The 13,932-nt window shown below is 72.3% G+C and carries 13 protein-coding genes; 3 read left to right on the top strand and 10 right to left on the bottom strand.

Translation table 11 applies throughout. The features are described 5' to 3' along the window. The first annotated feature begins 8 nt into the window (after positions 1 to 8). Complete coding sequence (gene map, locus MTF65_RS28990; RefSeq protein ID WP_243631959.1) at positions 9 to 776, top strand: type I methionyl aminopeptidase; 768 nt, start codon at positions 9 to 11, stop codon at positions 774 to 776. Positions 777 to 792: 16 nt separating this feature from the next. On the opposite strand, the gene ggt is transcribed toward map, so the two are convergent. Next, positions 793 to 2,592 (bottom strand): gamma-glutamyltransferase, encoded by a 1,800-nt coding sequence (ggt, locus tag MTF65_RS28985; protein ID WP_243631958.1) that lies wholly within the window; start codon positions 2,590 to 2,592, stop codon positions 793 to 795. Between the two features lie 108 nt (positions 2,593 to 2,700). Between ggt and MTF65_RS28980 the strand changes: the two genes are divergently transcribed. After that, positions 2,701 to 3,426, top strand: coding sequence for a hypothetical protein (locus MTF65_RS28980; protein WP_243631957.1), 726 nt, complete (start codon positions 2,701 to 2,703; stop codon positions 3,424 to 3,426). Here MTF65_RS28980 and MTF65_RS28975 read toward each other — a convergent pair. Further along, positions 3,386 to 4,648: a cytochrome P450 gene (locus MTF65_RS28975; RefSeq protein WP_243631956.1), complete on the bottom strand. Its 1,263-nt coding sequence runs from the start codon at positions 4,646 to 4,648 to the stop codon at positions 3,386 to 3,388. The genes MTF65_RS28980 and MTF65_RS28975 overlap by 41 nt on opposite strands. A 46-nt stretch (positions 4,649 to 4,694) precedes the next feature. After that, positions 4,695 to 6,413 (bottom strand): murein biosynthesis integral membrane protein MurJ, encoded by a 1,719-nt coding sequence (gene murJ / locus MTF65_RS28970; RefSeq protein WP_374207320.1) that lies wholly within the window; start codon positions 6,411 to 6,413, stop codon positions 4,695 to 4,697. 254 nt (positions 6,414 to 6,667) lie between these two features. Here murJ and MTF65_RS28965 point away from each other — a divergent pair, with 254 nt between their 5' ends. Continuing rightward, entirely contained in the window at positions 6,668 to 8,275 is a 1,608-nt protein-coding gene (locus MTF65_RS28965; RefSeq protein ID WP_374207319.1) for a CocE/NonD family hydrolase, read from the top strand. 116 nt (positions 8,276 to 8,391) lie between these two features. Here MTF65_RS28965 and MTF65_RS28960 read toward each other — a convergent pair whose 3' ends face one another. The 7 genes from MTF65_RS28960 to MTF65_RS28930 form a co-directional block, all read right to left on the bottom strand. Continuing rightward, a complete protein-coding gene (locus MTF65_RS28960) occupies positions 8,392 to 9,135 on the bottom strand; it encodes an amino acid ABC transporter ATP-binding protein (RefSeq protein WP_243631955.1) in 744 nt (247 codons plus the stop codon). A gap of 116 nt (positions 9,136 to 9,251) precedes the next feature. Further along, positions 9,252 to 9,692 carry a DUF6278 family protein gene (locus tag MTF65_RS28955; protein WP_243631954.1) on the bottom strand — a complete coding sequence of 147 codons (441 nt, stop codon included), beginning with the start codon at positions 9,690 to 9,692 and terminating at the stop codon, positions 9,252 to 9,254. Positions 9,693 to 9,794: 102 nt separating this feature from the next. Continuing rightward, on the bottom strand, positions 9,795 to 10,580 hold the full coding sequence (locus MTF65_RS28950) for an exodeoxyribonuclease III (RefSeq protein WP_243631953.1): 786 nt from the start codon (positions 10,578 to 10,580) through the stop codon (positions 9,795 to 9,797). Between the two features lie 46 nt (positions 10,581 to 10,626). Then, positions 10,627 to 11,259 carry an MBL fold metallo-hydrolase gene (locus tag MTF65_RS28945; RefSeq protein WP_243631952.1) on the bottom strand — a complete coding sequence of 211 codons (633 nt, stop codon included), beginning with the start codon at positions 11,257 to 11,259 and terminating at the stop codon, positions 10,627 to 10,629. 56 nt (positions 11,260 to 11,315) lie between these two features. After that, on the bottom strand, positions 11,316 to 11,912 hold the full coding sequence (locus MTF65_RS28940) for a hypothetical protein (protein ID WP_243631951.1): 597 nt from the start codon (positions 11,910 to 11,912) through the stop codon (positions 11,316 to 11,318). Beyond that, positions 11,909 to 13,087 (bottom strand): ROK family glucokinase, encoded by a 1,179-nt coding sequence (locus tag MTF65_RS28935; RefSeq protein WP_243631950.1) that lies wholly within the window; start codon positions 13,085 to 13,087, stop codon positions 11,909 to 11,911. The genes MTF65_RS28940 and MTF65_RS28935 overlap by 4 nt, the downstream gene beginning before the upstream one ends. Continuing rightward, the gene (locus MTF65_RS28930) at positions 13,084 to 13,929 is read right to left on the bottom strand and encodes an ATP-binding cassette domain-containing protein (RefSeq protein ID WP_243631949.1); all 846 of its coding nucleotides are present in this window, start codon (positions 13,927 to 13,929) and stop codon (positions 13,084 to 13,086) included. The genes MTF65_RS28935 and MTF65_RS28930 overlap by 4 nt, the downstream gene beginning before the upstream one ends. Positions 13,930 to 13,932 lie beyond the last annotated feature (3 nt).

The raw sequence follows: 13,932 nt of genomic DNA, 5'->3' as shown, positions 1-13,932 counted from the left end.
TTATTGGCATGGTGGAACTGAAGACAGACCAGGCGATCGACGACATGCGCGCCGCGGGCCGGGTGGTCGCGCGCGCCCTGACAGCCGCGCGGCGGGCCGCGCGCGTCGGGACCTCCCTGCTGGACCTGGACGAGGTGGCCCGCGACGTGCTCCGGGAAGCCGGCGCGAGCTCGCCCTTCCTCGGATACCGGCCGCAGTTCGCGCCCGTGCCCTTCCCCGCCGTCATCTGCGTCTCGGTCAACGACGCGATCGTGCACGGCATCCCCGACGGCCACCGGCTGCGCGACGGCGACCTCGTCAGCATCGACTTCGGGGCGAAGCTGGGCGGCTGGGTCGGCGACGCGGCCGTCAGCTTCACCGTCGGCCGGGCCCGCCCCGCCGACCTGCGGCTGATCGAGACCGCCGAGGCGGCCCTCGCGGCCGGGATCGCCGCCGCCGTACCCGGCAACAGGATCGGCGACATCGCCCACGCCGTCGGCACCGTCTGCCGCACCGCCGGATACGGCATCCCGGACGGCTTCGGCGGCCACGGCATCGGCCGCAGCATGCACGAGGACCCTGGCGTGCCCAACGAGGGCCCGCCGGGGCGCGGCATGAAGCTGCGCCCCGGCATGGTCCTCGCGATCGAGCCGATGGTCATCGCGGGCGGTACGGACGACTACCGGTGCGACGCGGACGGCTGGACCCTGCGGACCATCGACGGCAGCCGCGCCGCGCACGCGGAGCACACGGTCGCGATCACCGCCGACGGCCCGAGGATCCTCACCGCTCTCTAAGCGGTCTCCCGGAGGGTCACGGCCTCCCGTACGGCCGGACCACCATCGCGGAGCCGCCGCCGCGCCGGCTGGTCTCCGCCGCGGCCAGCCAGCGGCCGTCCGGCAGCCGCTGGACGCCGGTGGCCGCGCCGATCTCCGGGTTCTGCCGGAAGCCCTGGCCGAGTGCCTCCAGCTCGGCGCGCACCGGGCTGTTCCACAGGCCCGGCTCCAGCTCGGTCGTGGTCTGGTTGCGCTGGCTGGCGCGCGGCGCGGCGATGGCGTCGACCAGCGGCAGGCCCCGGTCCAGGTGGCCCATCAGGGTCTGGAGGACGGTGGTGATGATGGTGGCGCCGCCCGGGGACCCGACGGCCAGGACCGGCCGGCCATCGTCCAGCACGATCGTCGGGGACATGGACGAGCGGGGCCGCTTGCCGGGGCCGGGCAGGTTCGGGTCCGGGACCCCGGGAGCCGCCGGCGCGAACGAGAAGTCGGTCAGCTCGTTGTTGAGCAGGAAGCCGCGCCCCGGGACGGTGATCGCGCTGCCACCGGTGGACTCGATGGTCAGGGTGTACGAGACCACGTTGCCCCAGCGGTCGGCGACCGTCAGATGGGTGGTGTTCTCCCCCTCGTACGTGGTCGGGGCGGCCTGGCCGGTGGTGGCGCAGGGCGCGGGGTCGTGCGGGTCACCGGGTGCCAGCGGACTGGTCAGCGCCCGGTCGGGCGTGATGAGGCAGGCACGCGAGTCCGCGTACCGCTGGGAGAGGAGCTGCCGGGTCGGCACGTTCTCGGCGGCGGGGTCGCCGACCCAGCGGCCGCGGTCGGCGAAGGAGATCCGCGAGGCCTCGATGAAGCGGTGCAGGTACTGCGCCTCGGACAGGGAGCCCACGTCGGTGCGTTCCAGGATGTTGAGCGCCTCGCCGACGGTGGTGCCGCCGGAGGACGAGGGCGCCATGCTGTAGACGTCCAGGCCCCGGTAGCTCACCTGCGTCGGAGCCTGCCGCTTGGTCTCGTACGCGCGCAGGTCGCGGGTGGTCAGATCGCCGGGGCGGACGTTGCGCGTCGCGGCCGGGTCCACCGGGGGCTTGCGGACGGCCTCGACGATGTCCTCGGCGATCGGGCCCCGGTAGAGCGCGCCCGTGCCCTTGCGGCCGAGTTCGGCATAGGTGGCGGCCAGGTCCGGGTTCTTGAAGGTGGAGCCGACCACCGGCAGCGCCCCGCCCGGCAGGAACAGCCCGGCGGTGTCCGGGAAGTCCTTGAACCGGGCCTCGTTGGCCTCGGTCTGGGCCCGGAAGGTGGCATCGACGGTGAACCCGTCGCGCGCCAGCTTCTCGGCGGGCTTGAGAAGCCCGCGCAGCGGGCGGGTGCCCCACGCGTCGAGGGCGCTCGTCCAGGTGGCGGGCGTGCCGGGGACTCCGACCGAGCGGCCGCTGGTCTGGCCCTCGGCGAAGGGGATGGGGGCGCCGTTCTCCTGGAAGAGGGTGGCGGTGGCCGAAGCCGGCGCGGTCTCGCGGCCGTCGATGGTGTGCACCCGGCGGGAGGAGGCGTCGTAGTAGACGAAGTATCCGCCTCCGCCGATGCCGGCCGAGTACGGCTCGGTGACCCCGAGTGCGGCGGCGGTGGCGACGGCGGCGTCCACGGCGTTCCCGCCGGAGCGCAGGACGGCGATCCCGACGGCCGAGGCGTCGGCGTCGACGCTGGCGACGGCCCCGCCGTACCCGGCGGCGACGGGGACCTTGGGCGGGGTGGCGCTCCCGGACGGCGGGGCCGCGGCCCCGGTGGTGACGAGTGCCCCGGCGAGGGCGACGAGCGCTAACTGACGTGCGGCGGGACCACGCATCCGGTTCCTCCAGCGGCGGTTGGACGGGCTGTCAGACCTGCGAGCCGCAGCCTAACTTCACGGCCCCTCCCGCGTCAGGAAGGCCGCGTGACGGCTACCATCCGCAGCGTGAACGACGACGTGCGCAACATCGTGCTAGGGGTGATAGCCACCGCCTTCAGCGGCGGGTTCGGCTGGTTCTCCCGGACCTATCTGTGGCGCCGCGCCCTGCGCCGCAAGCAGGCCTTCTTCGGACTGCCGACCGGGTCGGACTGCCTGTTCGTGGTCAACCGGCAGATGGGCGGAACCGATTCGTCGCTGCACCGCAACGACGCGTTCGCGCTGCTGGAGATCTCGTCCCTGATCAAGGACTGCGGGGCGAACGTGCAGATCGTCACCCACGACGGGGCCCGTCAGGGGTTCGGCGAGCGCGCCGAGTTCTGCGTCGGCGGGCCCTCCTCCAACGCCCGGACCGTGGCGCACCTCGCGTCCATGCTCCCCGGGGTGCGGGTCATCTTCAACAGCGAATCCGTACCGGACCGTGGAGCGATCACCGTCGGCGGTGAGACGTACCGCTGGGTCAAGGGCCAGGTGGAGTACGTGCTGCTGGCACGGCTGACCACCGGGCGGGGAACCCGGCCCGTGTTCCTCCTGTCGGGGCAGACCGCCATCAGCAACCAGGCCGCCGCCCGTTATCTGGCCAAGCAGCACCGAGCGCTGGCCCGCACGTACGGCGGGGATTCCTTCTGCGTCCTGCTGAAGGTCATCAACTCCGACGCATACGGCCCGGACGTGACCGAGCTGGTGGCGGACGTCACCCGGCAGGCCCGGACACCCGTAGCGGAAGCCGCGTGATCCCGTTGATGAAGTTCGACACCAAGCGCCGTGGCGGACCGGCGAGTTCGGGAACGGGCATGGCCGTGCGCCACTCCTCGTAGAGGCTGCGCAGCTGGAGCCGGGCGAAGTGGGCGCCGAGGCAGACGTGCGGCCCCTCACCGAAGGAGACGTGCGGGTTGGGCGCCCGGCCGAGGTCGAGGCGCCCGGGGTCGGTGAAGACGCGCTCGTCGTGGTTGGCGGAGGCGTGGAAGACCACCACCTTGTCCCCCGCACGGATCGTCCGCCCGGCGAGTTCGGTGTCGAGGGCGGCGGTGCGGCGGAAGCTCAGCACCGGCGGGTGGACGCGCAGGAGTTCGTCCACGGCGCGGTCCATCGGGGCCCGGCCGTCGGCGAGCCGCCGGTAGGCGTCCGGGTCCCGGGCCAGGGCGAGCAGGCCGCCGGGCGCGGCGGAGCGTACGGTGTCGTTGCCCGCGACGGTGAGCAGGAAGAAGAACATCTCCAGCTCTTCCGGGTCCAGTGCGGCCCGGGCGAGGGCGGTCATCACGTCGTCGCCGGGGTGCGTCCGCTTGTACGCGGCCAGCTCGCGGGCGTACCCGAACATCTCGCCCAGCAGCGCCGGGGAGCGCGGGTTGAGGGGTCTGCCGTCGGGGCCGAGCGGGGGCGCGGGCGCGTCCTCGGGATCCTGGTAGCCGATGACCCGTACGGTCCACTCCAGCAACAGGCCCCGGTCGGCGGCCGGAACGCCCAGCAGGTCGGTCAGGTTGAGCAGCGCGTACTCGTCGGTGACGGCGGCGACCAGGTCGGCGGCGCCGTCCTCGGCCCGGTCACGGGCGGCGGCGAGCAGGGTACGGGCCCGCTCGCGCACCCGGCCGGCGAAGGCGTCGACGCGGGCGGGCGTGAAGGCGCGGGCGATCAGCCGGCGCAGCCGCCCGTGGGCGGGCGGGTCCTGGTTGAGCATGGTGCGCCGCAGGAAGGGCAGGTCGGCCGGGTCGGGGTCGCGGATCTGGGTGGCGCCGAGCCAGGAGGAGTACGTGGTGTGGTCGCGCAGGACCCGCACGACATCGGCGTGCCGGGTGACCGCCCAGAAGCCGGGGCCCGCGGGCCAGCCCAGGATCTCCGGTTCCTCCTGCCAGGCCACCGGGTGCGTGTCGCGCAGCCGCCGGTAGCGTTCGTACGGGATGCCCTCGGCGTAGAGGCGGGGGTCGAAGACGTCCGGGAGGTCCGCGGCGAGGTCGTCCATGGGGCCACCGTGACGGCTGCGCGGGCCGGCCGCAAGGGGGTCGCGATCAACTCCGGGTGTCGCGGCCGGCCCCGTCGAGGGCGGTGTCACGAGGTCCGGCGCGCCGCAGGGAGTCCAGCAGATCGGTGATTTCCACCAGGCGCAGCGGCCTGGCGAGGAGAACGACGACGAGGGCGATCGCCGCGGTGCCCGCCGCGACGGCGGCGAAGTCGCCGAAGGCCTCGACGGCGCGGGCGGCGGCGTATCCGGCGGCGGCCGCCGGGAGGCAGGCGGTCACGAGCCGCAGATGGGTGCCGGCGGCCGTGGCCCGCTGTTCGCTACGGGTGCCCGCGCGCGGGCCGAGGCGCCGGGAGAGGGCGTACGCGGTGACGGCCGTGCCGGCGAAGAGCGCGACGGAGTAGGCGCCGGCCATGCCGGTGACCGCCCAGCGCGCGGGCAGCAGCAGGTAGGCGGCCGCCGAGAGCCCGGCGTTCAGGGTGGCGATGACCAGGTTCAGGAAGAACGGGGTGCGGGTGTCGGAGAGGGCGTAGAAGCCGCGCGAGAGGACGTACTGGCCGGAGAAGGCGATCAGGCCGGGGGCGAAGGCGATGAGCATGCCGGCCATCAGGCCGACGTCGGCGGCGGTGGTGCGCCCGTACCCGAAGACGGCGCCCATCACCCAGGGGGCGAGGGCGGCGAAGAGCGCGGCCGCGGGGACGACCAGGGCGGCGCTGGAGCGCAGCGCGTAGGAGACGTCGCGGCGGACCGCCCCGAGGTCGCCGTCGGCGGCGGCGGAACTCATCCGGGGCATCAGGGCCGTCACCAGGGAGACGGTGATGATGCCCTGGGGGACGATCCACAGCTGATAGGCGTTGCTGTAGGCGGTGTATCCGGCGCCGGACGCGAGGCCCGCCTCGATGGCGCGCTGCCCGGTGGCGGTGGAGAGCCGGGTCACGACCCAGTAGCCGATCTGGTTGGTGAGGACGAGCATGACGAGCCAGCCCGCGTTGCGCAGCGGGCGGGCGAGGCCGCTGCCGCGCCAGTCGAAGCGGGGGCGCCAGCGGAAGCCGGCAGCGCGCAGCGAGGGGATCAGTGCGAGGGCCTGGATGACGATGCCGGCGGTGGTGCCGAGGCCGAGCAGCCGGGTCTCGGCGGCGGTGAGGCCGTCCGCCGCCGCATCGTGCGAGACGTAGAGGAAGAGCCCGAAGACGCCGATGATGACGAGGTTGTTGAGGACCGGGGTCCACATCATCGCGCCGAACCGGCCGCGGGCACCGAGCACCTGGCCCAGCAGCGTGAACAGTCCGTAGAACAGGATCTGCGGGAGGCAGTAGCGGGCCAGGGCCACGGTGGTGCTCGCCTGGGCCCCGGTATAGGGGGTGTACGCGGAGATGATCAGCGGTGCGGCGAGCACGGCGAGGGCGGTGAGCACCAGGAGCGCCGCGGTGCAGGCGGTCAGCAGCCGGTCGGTGTACGCGGCGCCGCCGTCCTTGTGTTCCTTGGCGGCCTTGACCAGCTCGGGGACGAAGACGGCGTTGAGGGCGCCGCCGACGAGCAGCATGTACAGGATGTTCGGGACCGTGTTGGCGACGGCGTAGCCGTCGCCGAGCAGTCCGGTACCCAGTGCGGCGACGACCACGGCGGAGCGGACGAAGCCGGTGGCGCGGGAGACGATCGAGCCGGCCGCCATGACCGCGCCGCTGCGCAGCACCGAGGTCTTCGCCGGCGCCACGGGCGCGCCGTCGGCCGGGGCGGGAGCGGCCGTTCTGGTATCGGTGGCCGTCACCGGCGGGCCGGATGCGCCTGAAAGGCCTTGTGGAGCGCCGTGTTGGCGTATCCGTCCATCGGGGTCTTCCCTTCACCGAGCGTCGAAGGTGGAGGGTATCCCGCGCATGTCGTATGCGTGTGAAGCGGGTTCCGAGCGGTGACTGACTCTCAGTCAATCGTTACCAGCGCGTAACTTACTGATGGGTTACTTCCGGTAAGCCCCTCACGTTACGGTCGGCACACTTTGACACCGCCGCACGCGAGGAGCGATTGATGGTCCGTACCACCAGCACCGCGGTCGCCATGGCGACCGTACTGGCGGCAACCGCCCTGGGCCTGGCCCCCCACCAGGCCCAGGCGGCACCCGCCCGCACCGTCACGGCCAGCGCCGACACCTCGCCCGCCTCATCCGCCTCGTCGGACCTACGGTTCTACGACATCCCCGGCTCCGGCGGCATCACCCTCAAGGGCAATGTCTTCACCCCGGCCGGCGCCGAGAGCGGCCGGAAATACCCGCTGATCGTGCTCCCCACGAGCTGGGGCATGCCGCAGATCGAATACATCGCCCAGGCCAAGAAGCTCGCCGACTCCGGTTACATCGTGGTCAGTTACACCTCCCGCGGCTTCTGGCTCTCCGGCGGCGAGATCGAGGTGGCCGGCCCGCCCGACGTCGCCGATGTCTCCGCCGTCATCGACTGGGCCCTCGCCACCACCCCCGCCGACGCCGACCGCATCGGCCTCGGCGGGGTCTCGTACGGCGCCGGCATCAGCCTGCTGGCAGCGGCGAACGAGCCGCGCGTCAAGGCCGTGGTCGCCCTCAGCGGCTGGGCCGACCTCATCGACTCCATCTACTCGGGGCGCACCCAGCACCTCCAGGCCACCGGAATGCTCGGCGCCGCCGGCTACCTCACCGGCCGGCCCGGCCCCGAACTCAAGCAGATCCTGAGCGATTTCCTCGGCTCGAAGCTGGACCGGGAACAGCAGATGATCGACTGGGGGAAGAAGCGCTCCGCCGCCGAGCAGGTGGACCGGATCAACGCCAACGGCGCCGCGATCATGCTGGGCAACGCGTGGGGGGACACCATCTTCCCGCCCAACCAGTACGCCGCCTTCTACGAGAAGCTGACCGGCCCCAAGCGCCTGGAGTTCCGGCCCGGCGACCACGCCACCGCCGAGGCCACCGGCCTGCTCGGCCTGCCCAACGACACCTGGACCAACGCCCATCGCTGGTTCGACCGCTACCTCAAGGGCGAGCGCAACGGCGTGGACGCCGAGTCCCCGGTGCAGATCAAGTCCCGTAGCCAGGACGGGTACGAGGGCTACGCCGACTGGAAGTCGGTCGGAGCCGCCGGCACCGAGAGGCTCGCCCTCTCCGACAGCGAACACCTCTTCGCCAACGTCGACTCCGGCGCCAACGGCGGCGTCATCTTCCTCTCCAGCATCCTCGACCAGTTCGCCAAGGCGCCCCCCATCGCCTCCATCCCGCTCCTCCCCCGCGCCTTCGCCGCCGTCTGGCAGTCGGAGCGCTACGACGAGGCCCGCCGGGTCCGGGGCACGGCCAGGCTGCACACCACCGTCACGCCCACCAAGGGGGACGGCACCTTCGTCGCGTACCTCTACGACGTCGGCCCGCTCGGCATCGGCAAGCTGGTCAGCAACGCCCCGTACACCTTCCACGGGAAGACCCCCGGGCAGGCCTTCGGTGTGGACCTGGACCTCTTCTCCACCGCCTACGACGTGCCGGCGGGCCACCGGCTGGCCCTGGTCATCGACACCGTCGATCCCCTCTACATCGAGCACAACCCCACCGGCGCGCAGCTGACCTTCTCCTCGCCGCGCACCGATCCCTCGTACGTCTCGGTGCCGCTGCGCGAGCAGTGATCCGCGGCTGCTGCCGGGCGGGTCGGCTCCGCGGAGCCGCTACCGGCCCGGCAGCACCACCGTCCGCCGTCCGGCGGGGGCGACTTCGACGGCCTCGGTCTTCATCGGGCCCCCCCTCAGTGCTTGAGGATCTTGGAGAGGAAGTCCTTGGCCCGTTCGCTCTCGGGGGCGGAGAAGAAGGCCTCCGGGGTCCGGTCCTCGACGATCTTCCCGTCGGCCATGAACACGACGCGGTTGGCGGCGGAGCGGGCGAAGCCCATCTCGTGGGTGACCACGACCATGGTCATGCCCTCACGGGCGAGCTGCCGCATGACCTCCAGCACCTCGTTGATCATCTCGGGGTCGAGGGCGGAGGTGGGCTCGTCGAACAGCAGCGCCTTGGGGTTCATGGCCAGGGCCCGGGCGATGGCGACGCGCTGCTGCTGGCCGCCGGAGAGCTGGGCGGGGTACTTGTCGGCCTGGTCGGCGAGGCCCACGCGCTCCAGCAACTGCCGGGAGCGTTTCTCGGCCTCGTCCTTCTTCCGATTCCTGACCTTGATCTGCGCGAGGGAGACGTTGGCGAGGACGGTCTTGTGGGCGAAGAGGTTGAAGGACTGGAAGACCATGCCGACCTCGGCGCGCAGCGCGGCCAGTTCCTTGCCCTCGGCGGGGAGCGGCTTGCCGTCGAGCAGGATCGTGCCCGACTCGATGGTCTCCAGGCGGTTGATGGCCCGGCAGAGGGTCGATTTCCCGGAGCCGGAGGGGCCGATGACCACCACCACCTCGCCGCGGCCGACGGTGAGGTTGATGTCCTGGAGGACGTGCAACGCCCCGTAGTGCTTGTTGACGTCCCGCAGCTCGATCAACGGATCGACGGCCATGCGCTGCCCTGCCCACTTGTCGGAGTGCCGAGGTCAGCGCAAACTATCCAGCCGCGGAACGGGACTTCCCGACGACACGCGTAAAAGGGATATAAAGCCTCCTCACGGGACACTCCCTAACCTTCGGAGGCCTCCGCGTAGGCCTGACAGAGTTCGGGGGATCCGGTCATCGCCCAGGACACCCCCGATTCGATCACGTTCAGCTCGCGCCCCGAGGCCAGCCGGATCACCGGCTGGCCGTTCGGCCACACCTGCCAGCCGGTTCCGGGAATGGTCCGGACGATCACCGTCCCGAGGTAGAAACCGGCGTCGTTGCCCAGCCAGGGCACCGCCTCGGGATCCCGCCGCCAGCGGGGCATCAGCTGGTCGAGCGCCTCCAACGAGGCAGGGCTCTCGTCGAGTTCGAGCCCGGCCGCCCGGGCCTGGGCACGCAGCATCTCGCACTCCGAGAACAACTCGTTGATCCCCTCGGGATCGTCTGCGAGGGCGGCGGCCAGCCCCGCACCCCGTTCCGTTTCGCGCCGGTTCAGCCAGTTGTCCAGGAAGGGGATGTTCATACCGCCCAGCCTCGCACCAGGATCCGCCGCTGGCCACAGGGCGCGCCTGAACCGGCGCGGCCTCCACCGGGCCGCTGGGCCCAGGGGTGTCCTAGCGGTGTCTCAGCGGCTGAGATCCAGATCCACGACGACCGGGGCGTGGTCCGACGCGCCCTTGCCCTTGCGCTCCTCGCGGTCCACGTAGGCGTCGGTGACGGCCTTGGAGAAGGCCTCGTTGCCGTACACCAGGTCGATGCGCATGCCCCGGTTCTTGGGGAAGGCGAGCTGGCGGTAGTCCCAGTACGTGTAAGGGCGGTCGTACTTGAGCGGGCGCGGCATCACGTCGGAGAGCCCGGCGGCCCGCAGTGCCTCCAGGGCGGCCCGCTCGGCGGGAGTGACGTGGGTGAGCCCCGCGAACACGGCCGGGTCGAAGACGTCCTCGTCGGTCGGGGCCACATTGAAGTCGCCGAGGACCGCGAACGGGCGCGGACCCGCCGCGTCCTGCGCGACGGCGGTGGTCAGCGAGCGGAACCAGTCCAGCTTGTAGCCGTAGTGGTCGTGCTCGACCTCACGGCCGTTCGGCACGTACACCGACCAGAGGCGCACCCCGCCGCAGGTGGCCGAGATCGCCCGGGGCTCCTGGACGCCCTCGTAGTCCGGCCCGCCCGGCAGGCCCGTGACCACGTCCTCCAGGCCGACCTTGGAGATCAGGGCCACGCCGTTCCACCGGCCGGTGGCGTTGACGGCCGCCTCGTAGCCCAGCTCGCGCAGCTCGGCGTACGGGAACTGCTCCGCGGAGCACTTGGTCTCCTGGATGCACACGGCGTCGGTGCCGGTGCTCTCCAGCCACGCCAGCAGACGGGGCAGCCGGGCGGTGATCGAGTTGACGTTGAACGTGGCGATACGCATGCCTACCAACCTACCGCCCGGCACTGACAGCGACCCGGCGCCGCCGTCAGAGCTCGGCGGTGCCCCCGGCGGCGAGCCGCCCGTGGTCGGCGCCGCCCAGGGCGCCCAGGGCCGTGTCGTAGATCGGCCGGGCGAGGTCGGAGAGGTAGGCGTCGTGGATGTCGATGGCCCGGCGCGGCTTGACCGCACGCAGGTAGTCGATCACCTCGGCAATCTTGTTCCACGGCGCGTGCACCGGGAGCATCAGGGTGTCGACGGGGGCCTCGGGCACGGTCAGCGCGTCCCCGGGGTGGAAGAGGGAACCGTCGACGAGGTAGCCGACGTTGGTGATCCGCGGGATGTCCGGGTGGATGACGGCGTGCAGCTCGCCGTGCACCTGGACGTCGAAGCCGGCGGCGGTGAAGGTGTCGCCGTGGCCGACGGTGTGGACGCGGCCCGGGTAGGCCGGGGCCAGCTGCCCGGCGACGCTGCGCAGGGTCCACAGCTCGGTGGCCGGATTCGCGTCGAGGGCGGCCCGCAGCCGGCCCTCGTCGAAGTGGTCCGGGTGCTCGTGCGTGACGAGCAGGGCGTCCGCCCCGAGGCCCGCGTCGGATTCGCTGAAGGCGCCCGGGTCGATGACGAGCACGCGCCCGTCCTTCTCCAGCTGGACGCAGGAGTGCAGCCGCTTGGTGAGCTTCATGATCCCAGGCTAAGCGGCCTCGCGGGCTGCGGCCTCGCGGGCTACGGGGTCGCGGGCTACGGGGTCGCCGTGGAGACCACGTAGACCCGGGGGTTGGGGCCGCTGAAGTCGACCACGATGTCCCGGGTGGGGCGCGGATCGGGCTGTTCGAGGGTGACGGCGGACACGGTGGTGCCGGGGGGCCACGTCCAGCCCGCGACCCTCGCGTCGTGCGCGGAGATGGTGTCCCCGGGAGCCCCGGGGGTCAGCTCGGCGCGGCTCGTCCCGACGTCGGCGAGGAAGGCGTCCAGATCCCGGGCGGTGACCGTGAACTCCGTGAACAGCCGGCTGGTGTGCCAGTTGTTGGTCTCCAGGTACCCGACCCGCCAGGCCTCGTCCGGGATCGGGACCTCGTAGATGCTGCGCTGGACCGCGGAGGGCCAGGCCGGGCGCACGTGGACGGCGCCGATCTTGGCGGCCTTGTCACGGCCGCTCTCGCGGCTCTGCTGGGCGGACACGAGCAGGTAGCCCGCCGGGACGCCGACGAGCAGCAGGATGATGATCGCGGTGATCCAGCGGCGCCGGACCACGCGCCCGCGGTCCTCGGCCGGGGTCGGCGGCGTGCCGCCCCCCTCGGGGGCGGAGGCCTGACGGGGCAGTCGGGGCGGGGTCACTGGTCGTCGTGCTCCTTGGCGTCCGTGGATTCCGTGGCGCCGGCCACGTCGCGGCGGCCCAGCCGCGCGTAGCGCTCGTACCGCTCGACGCGCCGGCGCGTGGCGCGGCGGAAGCGGCGGGCGACGAGCCGGGCGAGGTCGGCGGCGCCGACCATGCCGGCCTCCGGGCCGAGCTGGGCCTTGGCGATACGGGCCTCGGGGCGGTAGCCGCGGCCGGTGAGGTGGCGGCGGAAGGCGTCCCGGGCGGGGCCGATCAGCAGGTCGTCGGCGGCGCTGACGCCGCCGCCGATGACGAAGCACGACGGATCCAGGGCGGCGGCGAGGTTGGCGATGCCGACGCCGAGCCACTGGCCGATGTCCTGGAGGAGCTCGACGCACATGGCGTCGCCCTCGCGGGCCAGCTCGGTGATGAGCGGCCCGGTGATCTCCGAGACGTTGCCGCCTACCTTGGCGATGATGTTGTACGCGACCGGGGAGTCGGCGGCGGCGAGTTCGCGGGCCTCGCGGACCAGGGCGTTGCCGGAGCTGTACTGCTCCCAGCAGCCCCGGTTGCCGCAGGGGCAGCGGTGCCCGCCGGGGACGACCTGCATGTGGCCGAACTCACCGGCCACCCCGTAGCGGCCACGCTTGACCTGGCCGCCTTCGAGGATGGCCCCGCCGATGCCGGTGCCCAGTGTGATCATGACGAGGTGGTCCTCGCCGCGCCCGGCGCCGAAGCGCCACTCGGCCCAGGCGGCGGTGTTGGCGTCGTTGTCCACCATGACCGGGACCGCGAGCCGCGACTGGAGGGCGTCGCGCAGCGGCTCGTCGCGCCAGGCCAGGTGCGGGGCGAACAGCACCCTGGACCGGTCGGCGTCCACCCAGCCGGCCGCGCCGATGCCCACGGCGTGCACATCGTGGCGGTCGGACAGGTCCAGCACCAGCTCCACGATGGTGTCCTCGACCACCTTTGGGCTCTTGGACTTGTGCGGGGTCTCGGCGCGGATCTTCTCCAGGATGATGCCGTCGGCGTCGACGACACCGGCCATCACCTTGGTGCCGCCGATGTCGATGCCGACGGTCGGGACGCGCGGGGCGGTCAGGTGCGACCGGCGCTCACGGGTCCCGACGGTCCGCAGGACGGTGCCTCGCGCCGCCCCCCGGTGGGCGAGCGTGAAGTCCCGGTAACCGCTCATCGAGTCCTGTCGTCCCTGTCCGTGGTGTGGGTGTCCCCTGATTCTGCCACCCGCTCCAGTTCGTGGCTCAGCTCGTCCAGCTCGGAGCCGCCCGCCATCTGGCGGGTGAGCTCGTCGAGCGTGATCGAGTCGCGGGTGTGGCTGCCCGCCATGGTGCCGCGCTTGAGGAGCACGAACCGGTCTCCGACCAGGTAGGCGTGGTGCGGGTTGTGGGTGATCAGCACCACCCCGAGGCCCGCGTCGCGCGCCGCGGCGACGTACTTGAGGACCACGCCGGACTGCTTGACGCCCAGGGCGGCGGTGGGCTCGTCCAGTACGAGGACCTTCGCGCCGAAGTGGACGGCGCGGGCGATGGCCACGCACTGCCGCTCGCCGCCGGACAGGGTGCCGATGGGCTGGTCCACGTCGCGCAGGTCGATGCCCATGCGGAGCAGCTCCGCCCGGGTGGTCTCGCGCATGAGCTCGACGTCGAGGCGGCGGAAGGGGCCGCGGCCCTTGGTGGGCTCGGAGCCGAGGAAGAAGTTCCGCCAGACGGGCATGAGCGGGACGACGGCGAGGTCCTGGTAGACGGTGGCGATGCCGTGGTCGAGGGCCGCGCGGGGATTGGCGAGCGCGGTCTCACGGCCCTCGATCTCGAAGGTGCCGGCGTCGTGCCGGTGCAGCCCCGCGATGATCTTGATGAGGGTGGACTTGCCCGCGCCGTTGTCGCCGAGGACGCAGGTGATCTCGCCGGACGAGACCTCCAGGGAGACGCCCTGGAGGGCGCGGATGTTGCCGTAGTACTTGCTGACCCCGGTCAGCTTCACCAGGGCGGTCGCTTCCGCGGTCGTGTTCGCGGTCATGTC

This window comes from Streptomyces sp. APSN-46.1 (genome assembly GCF_022815725.1).
Taxonomy (GTDB): Bacteria; Actinomycetota; Actinomycetes; order Streptomycetales; family Streptomycetaceae; genus Streptomyces.
This window is presented reverse-complemented; position numbering and strand designations above follow the sequence as displayed.